General features: G+C 59.7%; 13 protein-coding genes and 1 riboswitch. Of the genes, 8 read left to right on the top strand and 5 right to left on the bottom strand.

The window, feature by feature from the left end; translation table 11 throughout:
- Positions 1-5: 5 nt before the first annotated feature.
- Complete coding sequence (crcB, locus tag J5W70_RS11130) at positions 6-374, bottom strand: fluoride efflux transporter CrcB (protein WP_102722093.1); 369 nt, start codon at positions 372-374, stop codon at positions 6-8.
- A gap of 168 nt (positions 375-542) precedes the next feature.
- Positions 543-622: riboswitch (Fluoride riboswitch) on the bottom strand.
- Positions 623-706: 84 nt separating this feature from the next.
- On the opposite strand from crcB, the gene J5W70_RS11125 reads away from it, so the two are divergent.
- A complete protein-coding gene (locus J5W70_RS11125) occupies positions 707-1651 on the top strand; it encodes a PfkB family carbohydrate kinase (protein WP_022398289.1) in 945 nt (314 codons plus the stop codon).
- A gap of 289 nt (positions 1652-1940) precedes the next feature.
- On the opposite strand, the gene J5W70_RS11120 is transcribed toward J5W70_RS11125, so the two are convergent.
- A complete protein-coding gene (locus J5W70_RS11120) occupies positions 1941-3257 on the bottom strand; it encodes a bifunctional UDP-3-O-[3-hydroxymyristoyl] N-acetylglucosamine deacetylase/3-hydroxyacyl-ACP dehydratase (RefSeq protein WP_022398288.1) in 1317 nt (438 codons plus the stop codon).
- 156 nt (positions 3258-3413) lie between these two features.
- On the opposite strand from J5W70_RS11120, the gene J5W70_RS11115 reads away from it, so the two are divergent.
- Both J5W70_RS11115 and J5W70_RS11110 read left to right on the top strand, forming a co-directional pair.
- On the top strand, positions 3414-4316 hold the full coding sequence (locus J5W70_RS11115) for a nucleotidyltransferase family protein (RefSeq protein ID WP_022398287.1): 903 nt from the start codon (positions 3414-3416) through the stop codon (positions 4314-4316).
- Between the two features lie 9 nt (positions 4317-4325).
- Complete coding sequence (locus tag J5W70_RS11110; RefSeq protein ID WP_022398286.1) at positions 4326-5075, top strand: phosphodiester glycosidase family protein; 750 nt, start codon at positions 4326-4328, stop codon at positions 5073-5075.
- Here J5W70_RS11110 and lnt read toward each other — a convergent pair.
- The gene (lnt, locus tag J5W70_RS11105) at positions 5042-6991 is read right to left on the bottom strand and encodes an apolipoprotein N-acyltransferase (protein WP_022398285.1); all 1950 of its coding nucleotides are present in this window, start codon (positions 6989-6991) and stop codon (positions 5042-5044) included. The two genes, J5W70_RS11110 and lnt, sit on opposite strands and share 34 nt — an antisense overlap.
- 76 nt (positions 6992-7067) lie before the next feature.
- On the opposite strand from lnt, the gene J5W70_RS11100 reads away from it, so the two are divergent.
- From J5W70_RS11100 to J5W70_RS11080, 5 genes are all read left to right on the top strand, one after another.
- Positions 7068-7301, top strand: coding sequence for a ferredoxin (locus tag J5W70_RS11100; protein ID WP_022398284.1), 234 nt, complete (start codon positions 7068-7070; stop codon positions 7299-7301).
- A gap of 73 nt (positions 7302-7374) precedes the next feature.
- The gene (locus J5W70_RS11095; protein ID WP_102722070.1) at positions 7375-7818 is read left to right on the top strand and encodes a DciA family protein; all 444 of its coding nucleotides are present in this window, start codon (positions 7375-7377) and stop codon (positions 7816-7818) included.
- Positions 7819-8168: 350 nt separating this feature from the next.
- Entirely contained in the window at positions 8169-8921 is a 753-nt protein-coding gene (locus tag J5W70_RS11090; RefSeq protein ID WP_022398281.1) for a PEP-CTERM sorting domain-containing protein, read from the top strand.
- 91 nt (positions 8922-9012) lie between these two features.
- Positions 9013-10983, top strand: a complete 1971-nt coding sequence (locus J5W70_RS11085; RefSeq protein WP_215833024.1) for a family 20 glycosylhydrolase — start codon at positions 9013-9015, stop codon at positions 10981-10983.
- Between the two features lie 10 nt (positions 10984-10993).
- On the top strand, positions 10994-13042 hold the full coding sequence (locus J5W70_RS11080; protein ID WP_022398279.1) for a sulfatase-like hydrolase/transferase: 2049 nt from the start codon (positions 10994-10996) through the stop codon (positions 13040-13042).
- A 35-nt stretch (positions 13043-13077) separates the two neighbouring features.
- Here J5W70_RS11080 and J5W70_RS11075 read toward each other — a convergent pair whose 3' ends face one another.
- Both J5W70_RS11075 and J5W70_RS11070 read right to left on the bottom strand, forming a co-directional pair.
- Positions 13078-14034 (bottom strand): acyltransferase family protein, encoded by a 957-nt coding sequence (locus tag J5W70_RS11075; RefSeq protein WP_180972830.1) that lies wholly within the window; start codon positions 14032-14034, stop codon positions 13078-13080.
- Positions 14035-14199: 165 nt separating this feature from the next.
- Positions 14200-14643: a GNAT family N-acetyltransferase gene (locus J5W70_RS11070; protein ID WP_022398277.1), complete on the bottom strand. Its 444-nt coding sequence runs from the start codon at positions 14641-14643 to the stop codon at positions 14200-14202.
- Between the last annotated feature and the right edge of the window lie 26 nt (positions 14644-14669).

Below are 14669 nucleotides of genomic sequence, written 5' to 3'. Positions count from 1 at the left end.
GTCTCTTATCTGGCGGCCAGGTATCCCAGGCCAATGGCAATGAGCCCTCCGGCAAAGCTGAGGAGGGTGTAAAGAAAGAAGGCGGGAAAGTTCCCCTCCTTCAACAGGAGGAAGGATTCATTCATCAGCGTGGAAAAGGTGGTGAAGCCGCCGCACAGGCCTACGGTAAGAAAAAGCCGCGTTTCCGTATGCAGCAGCAGACCCCGGCTGAACAGCCCGTAGAGAACGCCAAGGACCAGGCATCCCAGCAGGTTGACCGCCGTCGTTCCCCATGGAAAGGAACTCATGGAGTTGATTTGGACAAAACGGGTCAGCAGGAAGCGCAGCACGCCGCCCGCAAAGCTTCCCAGCCCGACCATCAGCAGCATTTTCATCATAGCGGCTTTTCTCCGGTTGAACGGGAATAAGACTCCGGGCGAGATTCCAGGGATGCCGTTGCCGGATGCTGCCGGGAAAGGCGGCAGAAGGCGGAGGAAATTGGTGTAAAGGCGTTCATGTTCGTATGGGGTGTCCTTCACCGAATACAAAGCTTCTGCATCCGGTGTGATACAGAAGCCATCAGCCTGCCGTGCAGGCGGTTTAGGGTGCGTTCCCAGGGAAGAGCCTCATTTCCTTTAAGCGCGTACAGGTAAAATAACCCGTTTTTTCCCTATCTCCAGCCTTTTATTCTTGATCCCGGCGTTTGAATACGTATTTCCTTTTTTCCATGTCCCAGCCCCTCCTTGTCACCGGAACCATTGGAATAGACACCATCCTCACTCCCCGCAACCGGGCGGAGGGAGTTCTGGGCGGCTCGGTGTCCTTTGCGGCGGTGGCCGCCCTGCTTTTTGCGGACCGGGTGGACGCCGTCAGCATCATCGGAGAGGATTTCCCCTCCCATTATGAAGAAGCCCTTGCGGCCAAGGGGCTGTGCATGGACGGCGTGGAACGCAAGAAGGGTCCTTCCTTTTCCTGGACCGGGGAATATTTTGACAACATGAACAAGCGCAGGACCGTCTGCGCCAATGATGCCGTGATGCTGGAATGGAACGTGCACGTTCCGGAGTCCTTGCGTAACCATCCCGTCCTGGTGTGCTGCTGCATGGTTCCGGCCCAGCAGCTCAAGTGCATGGAACAGTGCCCGGACGCGGCACTGGTGCTTTCCGATTCCATGGACAAGTGGCTGCGCCGCCAGCCGGAATTGCTGGACGCCGTCATCAGCCGCTCCCATATCACCATGATGAACGAGGACGAGGCGAAGGAGTACGCCCAGGCGTCCACCGTGCTGGAAGCCGGGGAATTCCTGCTTTCCAAGGGCGCAGCATATGCCGTGGTGAAACAGGGGGAATACGGCGCCACGCTTCTGGGGCGGGATTCCGCAGGCAATCTGCAAATTTTCCGCTGTCCCGCCTATCCCCTGAAAACATTGGTGGACCCCACCGGGGCGGGAGATACGTTCCTGGGGGCGCTGGCCGGCTACCTGGCCACCCTGCCCCCCGGCCTTCCATCCTTTGAGGAAGTGAAGAGGGGGATTGTGTACGGCACGGTGGCGGCCTCCTTCACCTGCGAGTCCTTTTCCGCGGACGCCCTCCTTTCCATGACGGAGGAAACCTTCCGCCGGCGCCTTGAAGAGTATGCGGAGATGTGCCGTCTGCCCGGCGTGTCTTGCTGATGCGGCAGATAGAGGTGCCTCCGCCGCCCCTGGGAATGAGGAACTCCTTCCCCTCATGATTCGTCAAATTGCCGGGGTTTGGTTCCGGTCTCCGTAGTGAAGCCAGCTCTGGCTTTTCTGCTTTCCCTGTTGCATGCGCGTAGCAGCCTTTTTCATAAGGGCCGGGAGGCCCTTATTTCCAAGAGGGGCCAGGAGAAAAGCGGCCAAGCGGGATGCAGGACATGGAAAACCCCGGCGTGACGAGCACGGGCCGGGGGTTCCATAAAGACAGGGGCCGGTATCAGCCGGTTCAGATGTCCTGGAGGCCGAATTTGAGTTCGGCTTCCGATACCACCTGGCCGTTCACCAGGCAGCGGCCGAGGGCCTGGCCGATGTTGCCGCGCATCTTGGTCAGCTCCGCCTCAATGATGAGCGTATCGCCGGGGACTACGGGACGGCGGAATTTGATCTTGTCCGCGCTCATGAAGTAGCCGAGCTTGGTGGCGTTGCCGGGCTGGCGCAGCATGACGATGGAGGCGACCTGGGCCATGGCTTCCAGCTGCAGGACGCCCGGCATGACCGGATGACCCGGGAAGTGGCCCTGGAAGAAGAGTTCGTTCATCGTCAGGTTCTTCAGGCCGCGGCACTTAGTTTCCCCTTCAAAGCCGATGATGCGGTCCACCATCAGGAAGGGATAGCGGTGCGGCAGGAGGCTCATCACTTCATTGATGTCCAGCACGGCGTCTCCGTACGGCACGTTGACGGGATTGGGCGCCATCTGCTGGTTGCGGCGGTGTTCCTTCTTCAGCTTGGCGGTCAGCTCGGTGTTCGGGCCGTGGCCCGGCTTGATGGCGATCACGTGGCCCAGGATGGGCTTGCCGCACAGGCTGAGGTCGCCGATGAGGTCCATGGCCTTGTGGCGGGCGAATTCATTGATGAAGCGCATGGGCTCCTTGCTCATGAGCTCCTCCCCGCGGATGACCACGGCGTTTTCCAGGCTGCCGCCCTTGATGAGGCCCTTTTCCAGCAGGGGCTTGATGTCCTCGTAGAACGTGAAGGTGCGGGCCGGGGCCAGTTCCTTTTCATACGTTTCCGGCGTGATGACCGCGTCAAAGTACTGGGTGATGCGGTTTTCCGGTCCCACGCAGGTGACGGAGACGCGGAATTGCTTGGAGGGGAGAATGGTCAGGATGGAACCGCCCTTGGTTTCAATGGTGACGGCCTCGCGCACTTCCAGATAGCGCCGCGGCACTTCCTGCTCCACAATGCCGGCGCTCTTGATCAGTTCCACGTAGGGAGCGGAGGAACCGTCCCCGATGGGCGGTTCGTTGGCGTCCATTTCAATGACGGCGTTGTCAATGCCCATGCCCGTGAGGGCGGAAAGAATGTGTTCCACGGTGTGTACCTTGACGGAGCCTTCCGCCAGGCTGGTGGCGCGCTCCACGGTCTGCACCTTCTCCACGTCCGCGTTGATGAAGGGCTGGTCCGGAATATCCACCCGGCGGAATTTAATGCCGAAGTCGGCGGGGGCCGGCTTCAGGGTCAGGGTAACGGGCTGTCCCGTATGCAAAGAGGTACCGGCCAGAGAGGCCGGAGAGCCGACAGTTCTTTGGTTTCCACATGCCATGCGGGGAATGCTAGTGAATGAGCTCCCGTTTGGAAAGCACGAAATCACGGATTTTCCTGTAAATTCAGGGAAAGGAGGGCATTCCGGCGTGTCATCCGGAGAGGGAGCGGAGAAAGGGCGCTTGAAAAAACGCCTTTCTCCCGTTAGTCATGTTGCATGCACATCACAGCAGGTCCCGGCATTTCCCGCGCATTCATCCTCGGCGCCGGGCTGGGCACCCGCCTGCGGCCCCTTACCCACGTGCTGCCCAAGCCGCTGATTCCCTTTTTCCATGAGCCTCTCGTGCTGCATTCCATGCGCCGCTGCTACGACTGCGGCATCCGGGAGTTCATCATCAATACCCACCATCTGGCGGAAGCCTGGGACCAGGCGTTCCCGGAACGCTCCTGGAACGGCTGCCCCGTCCATTTCAGCCATGAACCCGTGCTGCTGGATTCCGGAGGCGGGGTGAAGAAGATCGAACCCCTGGCCTCCGCGGAAGAACCCCTGCTGGTGATTAACGGGGACATGGCAGCCACCTTCGACCTGCGCCGGGTGATGGAGGACCATGTCAGGCACCGCCCCGCCGTGACGCTGGCCCTGCGGACCTCCGGGGACAAGAGGAACGTTGGTTTTGATTTTTCCTCCGGCCAGGTGACGGACATGCGGCACGCCCTGGGGCGCGATCCGGGCGCCTGCCAGTTTACCGGAGCCTATTGCATGGAGCCGGAGGTGTTCGGCCGCATCCCTCCCCGCGAGATCGTTTCCATCATCCCGGTGTTTCTGGATTACATCCGGCAGGGGCGCCTGCGCGGCGTGCTGGCGGACGATGGCCTGTGGATGGACATGGGCACGCCGGAGGCCTATATCCAGGCCCATCTGGACTTTCCCTCCCCTGCTCCGCGCATCCATCCCGGGGCGGAAGTGTCTTCCGGAGCCTCCGTGGACGCTGCCAGCGTAATCGGCCCCCGCGCCGTCGTGGAGGAAGGCTGCCGCCTCAGGGAGTGCGTCGTCTGGCCCGGCGCCCGCGTGCCCGCAGGCACCTGTGCGGAACGGAGGATTTTTCATCTATCCCTTTGACTGTCAACCATGCCTTTTCTGCGTTTTCTCCTTCTCCTTTTATTTTTCTGCGGCTCCGTCCAGGCGGAGCACCGCGTGTTCACCAGAAAAGACGGCTTCCTGTCCATGCGGGACAAGCTGAACGTCTATTTTTTCCAGTCTGACACGCACCGCCTTCTGGTGCGGGATGAGGGGAGCGTCCGGGCGCCCCGGTACGGCTCCCTGGACAAGGCCATGCGCAAGAGCCCCTGTTCGGCAGGCGTCAACGGCGGATTCTTCGGCGCGGATGCGGAGGGAACTCCCCTGGGCCTCGTCGTTCAGGACGGCAAGCGCCTCTCCCCGCTGGCCACGGGCTCCTTCGCCGTGTCCGGAGTGGTGTATGACAACGGAAAGAACGGCTTGTTCCTCATCCGCAGCTCCGCGCTAAAGCGCATGAAAAAACTGCCCGCCATGCAGGCGGCCATTCAGGGAGGGCCTTTCCTGGTGGAGAACGGCACAGCCGTCAAGGGGCTCAACGCCCGGAAATCCACCTACCGCACCTTCATCGCCACGGACGGAGGCAAGCGGTGGTGCATCGGCGTATCCTCCTCCGTCACCCTGAGGGAACTGGCGGAGTGGCTGGCGACCCCCGGCGCACTGGGGAATTTCCGGGTAAAGACGGCCCTGAACCTGGACGGAGGCTCATCCTCCGCCTTCTGGTGCCATGAGTCCGGCATTTCCTATCCCGCGTTCAAGCAGGTCAGGAATTATCTGGGCGTGGCGCCCGCCGCGCGCCGGTAAACGCCGTCCTTTACAGGTGCGCCATCGCGTTTTCCCGCGCCTGCCCTGCGCAGCAGCAAAGCCGCAAACAGCAGGAAGCAGGCCAGAACGGCCCAGTCACCCAGCAGGGCGTACAGGGTCATTTCCGTACAGCCCACGGGCAGCGTGGCGGTCATCACCCCCCTGGTAAACGGGGAGCCGGAGGAGTCCCTCAAATCCGCGATAACCGCGCCGTTGGGAGCCAGCGCCACGCTGACGCCGGTGTTGGCGGCGCGGACCATGGAGCGGCGCAGCTCAATGCACCGGAACGCCGCGTTGCGCCAATGCTGTTCATTGGCGCAGGAGCGGTTGAACCACCCGTCATTGGTGACGTTCACCATCAACTGGGGTTCCTGCCGCACGAAGCGGCGCACCCAGCTTCCCACTACGTCCTCAAAGCAAACCAGCGGAATGACTCCTACCGTGGCGGAGCTCCCCGGGCGCATGGGCACGGGCACGGGGCTGGAGGAGGCGCCCGGCGTGTAGTTCATCCCCATTGCCGTTCCGGCGGAGGCTTCAAAGGCCTTTTCCAGGAACGGGAAGGTTTCCCGCATGGGGATGTATTCGCCGAAGGGGACCAGCATGGCCTTGGCGTGCGGCCTGGCCGTGGAGTAGTCCCCTTCAAAGACGGTGAGGCAGTTGTAGGCCCGCGCCACGCGGCCTTCATCGGACAGGTAAATGTCATCCGTGCCCGTCAGCAGGATGAAATTGCATATCCCGTTCCGGAGGGCCTGGACGTAGTCCTCCTCCACGCTCAGGAAGTTGACGTTGTCCTGGTTCGGAAAGCGTTCCCCCGTGGAATCGCGGTAAAACGTGGAAATGGGGAAGGAACTCTCCGGCCAGATTACCCAGGCCGGCATGTCCAGGGAGGCTTCCGTCCCGTTTTTGGCGGCCTGTTCCAGGGCGCTGTTCTGGAGGTCCAGCATCCCCTGCTCCGTCGTGTCCAGCAGAGCCCGGTAAATGGCGCCCCGGTTGGCTGCGTCCCATTTCTCCTTCTGGCTCAGGTTAAGCTGCACGGTCATGACGGGAACGGTGAATTTGCCGTTCCCCGTGGCTGCGGCGGATTGCGGGGAGTAGCGCGCCGTCCAGAGCACGCCGGTGACGAACATGATTAAGAGAACCGCCACCAGCGTGAAAAAGTCCCACGGAACGGTGCGCCTGCCTTCATGGACCACCATGGTTCCGGCCCGGCGGCAGACGCGCCAGAGCCAGACGGAAAAGACGGCAGGGAGGAAGGCCAGGGCCGTTACCCCCGCATATTCCGCCCACTGGGCCAGCGGATTTCCGTAAAGGGCCACGCCCAGGTTGTTCCAGCCGAAGCCCGGTATGAGCCAGCCCCTCACCCATTCCAGGCACACCCACAGGGCAGCCCCCCCCAGCGCGGCGCAGGCGCTGGGCAGCATGTCCCCCACCGCCCAGGATTTCCACGCCGCCCTGCGTTCCTTCACCGTCTGCCGCGCCCCGGGCAGCGGCCGGGCGTCCGGACGGAAAAACACGCCCATGACCAGCGCCCAGATGCCGGGAAACAAGCCGCCGTAAAATATCATCAGGGGAATATAGCCCAGCGTGCTGACTTCATTGACCCACCAGAAGGAGATGCCGTAAAACACCACGCCGAACATCCAGCCGTACAGGGCATACGCCAGGATTCCCTTTTTCCCCTCCCGGCGGCGGCCGTACCACAGCGCCGTCAGCAACGGCAGAAAACCTATCCAGACACAGCCTCCCCAGTCCACGGGAATGAAGGCGCAGGCCATCAGAACGCCGGAAAACGCAGCCAGCAGCAGGCCCGCCCAGACGGGCAGGAGACGGGGAGTGGGAGGGGAAACGGGATTCATCGTAAAAAGCCTTTTATTCCAGAAACGGGAATGGCGGCATTGTTCCTCATGCTGACTCATTCCTGCAACAAAAAAGATTGCAAAATTTGCTCAAATGCGGAAATAGTGGGCGCAGTTCATACAACCCATATACATAATGGCAGACATCGACGAAAAAACACCTCTAAACGTCCCCGGCAAGTTTTACGTGGACAGCTCCTGCATTGATTGCGACCTTTGCCGCGAAACGGCTCCGGAAAACTTTGGACGGGATGACGACGAAGGCGTCTCCTACGTCAAGAAGCAGCCGGACAACGAAACCGAACAGGAAGCCTGCGTGGAAGCCATGGAAGGCTGCCCCGTGGAAGCTATCGGCGACGACGGCGAATAATATATTCTCCATATTATTTTTTAACCGCCCGGGGCTGTTGACATCCAACACTCCGGGCTTTTATTTTCCACTCATGGCTTCTCCCTGGTCTCCCTACATGCCGGACAGGGACCGTCCGGACCCCAACGCCTCCCCGCCCCGGTATGAATACCTTTCCCGTGACGAACAGGAGGTGAGGCAGGCGCTGGCGGACTGGTTCCAGGTACCTCCCTCCACCAGTGAAACACGGAATCTCCATACGGCGGAGTCCCTGCTGGGAGACATCCTGTCCAAGCTCCCCCTGGATGGAGAAGGCATGGACCCCGAGCTGCTCCGGGAAGGCTGGCTGAAAGCCGCGGGGCCATTCCTGGGCCAGCAATCCAACCTGCTTTCCATCGTCAAGGGAGTTGCCACCATCCAGGTGCTTCAGCCGGCCATGCGCTACCACCTCCAGCAGTGGCAGGGCGCCCTGCTGGGAAAATTGAAGGACCAGTTCGGCAAGGATGCCGTTCATTCCATCCGCATCCGGATAGGGTAATTCCGCGTGAAGCAAGGCTTTCTCTTGCTGCCAATCACCTGATTTTCATCGCACTAACAGGTATTGGAATACGTTTCAGGGATTTGCAATCCGCTGTCAACCGGTTTTTTCCCTCGCTTGATTCATGGTCAGGACCTTCCCGGGCACCGCCTCTTGTTTTTCCAGCGGGGAAATAGCGGGAAATAAAATGTTAGATATATTTATCATTCATTTATTGTAAGAATATTGTCTGTTTTTTACTTTTGCTGTTTCTTTAGCGGATTGCAAATTCTGTAGTTTCATGGCGAATAAAGCGGAATTCGCGCCAGTGCGGAGCGGCCTTTCCGCTTTCCAACAGAAATTACATACAAATGAAAACGTCCTTTTTCCTGGCATTACCCGCAGCGGCAGTTCTATCGGCACACGGAGCGGAGGCGTGGAGTTCCCTTGACGGAATTATTCCGGAGCTGAAGATGGGGAAAACCTCCATCACCCGCATCGATTATTCCTCCGGAGGCGCCCTGATCACGAACGGAGGGCCTTCCGCAAGCGCCGTTCAATCCGTCCTTGGCTCTCTGGATGCGGGATGGTATTCCGGCAATAAGAATAGAGATACCGGTACGCTTGCCTCCGTGACGGCGGATGGCGCTACCAATCTGATTTCCGCCAACGGCGCAGGAGGCGGATTTACGGCCGTCAAATTTCATGAATTGTCCTCCAACGCCATATCCGGATATGAAGCGCTGAGGATTTCCTTTGATACAGGCGGCCTTTTCGAAACCAACAGGACGGGCCAGCCTCAAAATTTCAGCCTGTGGTACAGTCTGGGAGGAGAGGGAGATTCTCTTCTCCAGGTTGGGTCTACGATTTCCGGTTCGGCGGGAGACGTCAGCAACAAATCCTATAGCTGGACAATTTCCAAAGACGATTACAGCAATTTGTTTGACCAGGGAGCCACTTTTTATCTGGTGATGAATACCGACGTTCTCGACAACAGCTACGCTTACAACGAGCTTGCCGTAAAAAATTTCCGCATGGAGGGCCTCACGGTTCCGGAGCCTTCCTCGGCTGCTGCCGCATTGCTCGGGCTGGGAAGCCTGTGCCTGACGAGAAAGAGGAGATAATGCGGCAGAAACCGGAACATCCCTAAGTCCGGAATTTTGCTTCATTTTAAGTTTGATGAAAGACAGTTCCTCGTTTAAGTGTAGTAATATTATGCGATTATCCCCTTCCCTCCTTTTGCTGGTATCAGGCTTAATGCTCTGTTCCCCCTCTTCCTATGGAGACTGGACTTCCCCGCATCCACTCCAGCAGGAAGAAGCCGCTCCGGCAGCCCTCATTCCCTTCCCGGCCCATGTTGACTGGAAGACGGGGACATGCCCCAAAAAGGCTCCTGTTTCCGTGAAAAAGAACGCGGCTCTGGCCAAGACGCTGGGCAAGGAAGGCTACGAGCTCCAGGTCCGCCCCGGCGGCATCCTGATCAGGGCCGCCACGGACGCAGGCGTTTTTTATGCCCGCAGGACGCTGGACCAGCTGGGAGCCGGGGGGGATTATCCATGCTGCGACATCAAGGACAGCCCGGCGTTCGCCATCCGCTGCTTCATGCATGACGTAGGCCGCAATTTCCGGTCCATTGAGACGCTCAAGGCGGACATTGATGAAATGGCCCGGCTGAAGCTGAATGCCTTCCACTGGCACCTGACGGATTACCCCGCATGGCGCATCCAGTGCAAGAAGTACCCTGTGCTGAATGACCCTTCCAAGAGGATCAAGGGCCGGGACGTCAACGACACCTACACTTACGACCAGATCAGGGACCTGTTCCGCTACGCCAGGAAGCGCCACATCCAGATCATCCCGGAAATCGACATGCCGGGGCACAGCACCTATTTCAAGAACTGCTTCGGCTTCCCGATGCACGATCCCAGGGGCATCAAGATTCTGGAGGAACTGCTGGAAGAGTTCTGCCGGGAAATTCCGGTGGAGATGTCCCCCTACCTGCACATCGGCGCGGATGAAATCCGCATCCCCAACGGGAAGCAGTTTGCGGACCGGATGGCGGCCAAGGTCAAATCTCTGGGCCGCCAGCCCATCCAGTGGGCGGGCAACAATGACCTGCCCGTTTCCGGAGACAGCTACGCCCAGTTGTGGAATGACGAGAATTCCGTAGGACTGCCGGACCCCGCCAAGCAGAAGAATCCCTATTTTGATTCCACGGCAGGCTACATCAATTCCTTTGACCCCGGCATTCTGGTGCGCAGGAATTTCTTCCGCCAGCCCTGTGGAACGGCAAAGAGCGACGACCACTCCCTGGGCGTCATCCAGTGCCTGTGGCCGGATACCCGGGTGGAGGACAAGAAGAACATCCCCATCCAGAGCCCCCAGTGGCCCGCCATGTTCGCCATGGCTGAACGCAGCTGGAAGGGCCTTCCGGAGGATGGCTCCCGCTTTGCCGGCAAACTGCCGGAGAAGGATACGGAGGCCTACCAGGCTTTCTCCCTGTTTGAGAAACGCATGGAAGCCCTGGCCGGAAACAAGCCCTTCCCCTACTGGCGTGATTCCTTTGTGGAATGGACCGTGTTCGGCCCCGTTCAGAAGGACAGGCAGGAGGAAGTGAGGAACGGCCTGCTGGCGGGGAAATCCCCTGCGGGGCTGGAGCCGGTCCAGGCGCGCGGCGGCAATCTGTACTTCCGCTCCCGTGCGGGAGCGGAAGGCCTGTTCTCCAAAGCAAAGCCCGGTAACACCGCCTGGGCGGAGACGACTTTTTACGCGCCCAGGGCGGGCACCATGTACGCCATGGTGGGGTTCGACGCTCCGGCCCGCTCCACGCGGCGCTGCTCCGGGGTTCCGGTTGCCGGTGAATGGTCCCAGTGCGGTACCAGGATATGGGTGAACGGCAAGGAAGTGAAAAACCCCCAGACTTACAAGCTGGCAGGCCAGCGGCGTTATGAAAAGCACACCTGGCATTCTCCCGCCAATGAAATATCCTTTGACAATGAGGAATTCTGGTGGGCGCGGCCTCCGGTTCCCTTCCAGGTCAAGGCCGGGGAAAACAAAATCCTGATTGAACAGCCGTACACGGGGGACTTCCAGTCCTGGGGCGTCAGCTTCATTCCGGTGAAAAAATCCGGAGACCGCTGGATTGCGGACTCAAGCTATTATGCCAAGGGCAGGGAAGAAAAATAAAATTCCAGCAATGAGAGGCAAACATTTATTTCCCCTGCTCTCCCTCCTGCTGGCGGTTCCTTTCGCCATGGCCGCCCAGCGTCCCAACGTCATCCTCATCCTGATGGATGACATGGGCTGGGGGGACCTGCCCTCCTACCAGGACCAGCGCATGAAAGAGGGGCTTCCCGCCATGGACAACCCGGGCCTCCGGACGCTGGCCCGGGAAGGAATGACGCTGACGCGCCACTACTCCTCCGCCCCGCTCTGCGCCCCGGCCCGCGCCTCCCTGTTCACGGGCGTGCACCAGGGCCATGCCAAGGTGATCCGGGACAGGTCCTTTGACCTTCCCATTGAACATGCCCCCACCCTCGGCACCGTCATGCAGTCCGCCGGGTACAGGACGGCCCTCATCGGCAAATGGGGGATAGGCGGAGGAACGGAACACGCGGGTACCCCGCAGGAATCCACGTCCTACCCCACCAGGCGCGGTTTTGACTACTACTTCGGCTACCTGGACCACGTCAGCGGCCACCACCATTATCCCAAGGAAGACCCCAATCCCATTTCCCCCACCAAGAGAAGCGGCATCTGGGACGGGGACAAGTGCGTCACGGCGGATTGCGACAAGGCGTACTCCGTGGACCTGCTGACGGCCCGCGCCAAAAAATGGATTATAGATACGCACCGCCAGAATCCCCGCCAGCCCTTTTTCCTGGCGCTGACCCACATAGCCCCCCACTCCCAGCTCCAGATCCCCACCGGCCCCTATCCGGAAGGCCGCGGCGTAAAGGGCGGCGTGCAATGGATCGGGAAGCCCCACAAGCTGGTGAATACCGCGGAGGGCAAGATCAACTCCTACATCTATCCGCGGTATGCGGACAAGAAATGGCCCATGGCGCAGAAGAAGTACGCCACCATGATCGCGCGGCTGAGCGATTCCTTTGAAGACCTCATCCAGACTCTCAAGGACCTGAACATTGACAGGAACACCGTCATCATCATGACGTCGGACAACGGCCCGCATGACGAAGGCGGCCAGAATCCGCAGTTCTTCCGCAATTACGGACCTTTTGACGGCATCAAGCAGGACGCATGGGAAGGCGGCTTCCGCGTGCCGACCATCGTCCGCTGGCCCGGCCGTGTTCCGGCCGGTTCCGTCAGCGACCATCCATCCCAGTTCCACGACTGGATGGCGACGCTGGCCGCCATCGGCGGCGTCAGGGCTCCCTTCCGGAGTGACGGCGTTTCCCTGCTCCCCACCCTGCTGAACGACGGAACCCAGCCGGACAGCTGTCTGTACATGGAATACAGCGCCAAGATGTCCCGGAACAAGACGACGACGCCCGGCTACCAGGATTTTCTCCCGTCCAGGAGGAACGCCGTCCGGGGCGACCAGCAGATGGTCTACCTCGGCAAATACAAGGGGGTGCGTACCAACATCCAGTCCCATGCGGATCCGTTTGAAATTTACGACACCGCGAAGGACCCGGCGGAACGCCATGACCTAAAGGACACGCCGGAAGGGAAAAAGATGCAACCCATCATGCACGACAAGGTGCTGAGAATGAGGCGCGTTTACGATTATACCCACCCGGTGCGCGGCACCTTTGCCCAGCGGCCCTATGATGCAGAACCTGTTCCGGCCCTCCGGAAAGAGGAAATGCCCGGCACCCTGGTTCCCCTGACGGCGCAGTCCTCCCAGGGCGTCCGCCGGAAGGACGGCAGCATGAAAAGAGAGCTCTATCTGAACGTTCCGGAAACCGGGAAATACGTCTTCTTCATGAAAACCCCGGCGAAAAAGGGAGCTAAAGCGTTCGTCAGGCTGCACGACGCGCATCTGCTGGATGCGGAATACGGCTACAAGCCCGGCGCGGAGGTATCCTCCTCCATGGGGGAAGGAACGACGGAAGGAGATGCAGGAAAAACTGGGCTGAAGCCCATCCCGCTGGAAAAGGGCTGGCATCCCCTGTTGGTTGAAACGGAAGGCTTCCCCGGGCTTCCCGACCTTTTCTGGCAGAGGGAAGGCGGCAGGAAAGAGGCCATTCCGGTCCAGGCCTTCCGCACGGCGGCTCCCTGAACGGATGGGGCGAAACGTCCGCGCCGCCCCTGAGGTCATTTTCCCCCGGTCATCAGGACGAGGGCGCGCGGGAAATACCGTTTGAGGAACAGGTAAACGCCCCGCGCCAGCATGTACACGACAGGCACCAGGCACCACCAGACCCAGGGTGCCCACGGGGACGGGAAGCACGTTTCCACCCCTGTCAGGGCAATCAGCACGAAGATGTGGGAACAATACACGAAAAAGCTGCCGGACGACCACCGCGCCAGCCGTTCCGACAGTGCGGGGCTGACGGCCCTGGCCACTATTCCGAAGCTCAGGAAGGCCAGAACAATCAGTCCGGAAAAAGCGACGTCCGGAACCAGGAAGGTATCCGCACAGCTTGCCCAGACAAGGGCCGCAGAGGCCAGAATAATGGATGAGTGCACGGCCAGGGGCATCTTCCCCCAGCGGTCCAAGCAACCCGGTGCGGAAGACGCCAGCATGATGCCGAGCACGAAGTCCCCGAACATATAGGGACTGGGCCACGCCAGGGTGTCATCCCACCGGTGCAGGAACAGACAGAACAGGCCGAGCGCGTAAAGCGCGGGACGCCAGCGGTGCAGCAGGAACACCGCCAGGGTAAAAATCATCAGGTCCCGCAGGAACCACATCGGGGTCAGCAGGGGACACGTTCCCGCCCCGAACACGGAAGCCAGCGAACCAGGGGAAAGGGACATGCCCGCTACCAGCCAGTAGGCCGCGCACCAGAAGAGGTACGGCCACAGCAGGGACAGCAGGCGGCCTCCCGTCCATTTTCCGGCCCCGCTCCCCTCCAGGCGGGAGGCGGAAAAATATCCCGCCAGCAGGAAAAACGTCGCCAGCGCCGGACCGATCAGCCATTCGTTGGGAAGAAAGGGGCCGGAAGGCACATGCTGCATGACGACGACCAGCGTTGCCAGCAGCCGCGCAGTCTCCACCCAGGGCAAACGGGGGCGAACTGCTGTGCCGGATAAGGGGGAGATGGTCATGACGGGGCCCATTCTGGATGATCGCTCTGAAAAAGCACTATTTTTATTATGTGAATAACCGGCCTGTCGTTCGCAAGGCGGCAAAATGCTTTCACAACAGGCACGCATGAAACAGGCGTTTTCCCATACCTGCTTTCTTATGCCGAAGGGGAAGCTGGCGGCGTGTCAATTCAATCTCATGTACAAGAGCGGGTAAGGGTTTCCCTGCTCGTCATGGGCCGTTCTTTTATGGACTTGAAAGCCCATGTATTCATAAAAACCTCTGGCGAGCGGATTTTGCTCGTTCACGGCCAATTCATTGATGGAATAAGCTTCGATTCCATATTCCACCAACTTCTTACCGAGGCCTTTCCCCCGTTCTTCGCTTGCAATGAACAGCATTTCAAGTTTCTGGCCGCCAATCCCCATCAGGCCGACAGGAAATTCGTTTTCGTTCTCCGCAACGATCAGATGAGGTATCTCTCTTAATGCTTGCGGAATGTATTCCTTAATATTTTCTATTTCGCTGTCCGGCAAAAACAGGTGCGTCTCCCTGACAGATTTTTCCCACAGTTCCATGAGCTGCCGTATCAGCAACGGAGTTTTTTCCTGGATTTCAATGATTCTCATATTCCACTAAAAGCTGTCTTCATTAA

Source organism: Akkermansia massiliensis, assembly GCF_018847375.1.
GTDB classification, from domain to species: Bacteria; Verrucomicrobiota; Verrucomicrobiia; order Verrucomicrobiales; family Akkermansiaceae; genus Akkermansia; species Akkermansia massiliensis.
The sequence above is the reverse complement of the archived record's forward strand: the minus strand, read 5'-3'. Positions and strand labels throughout refer to the sequence as shown.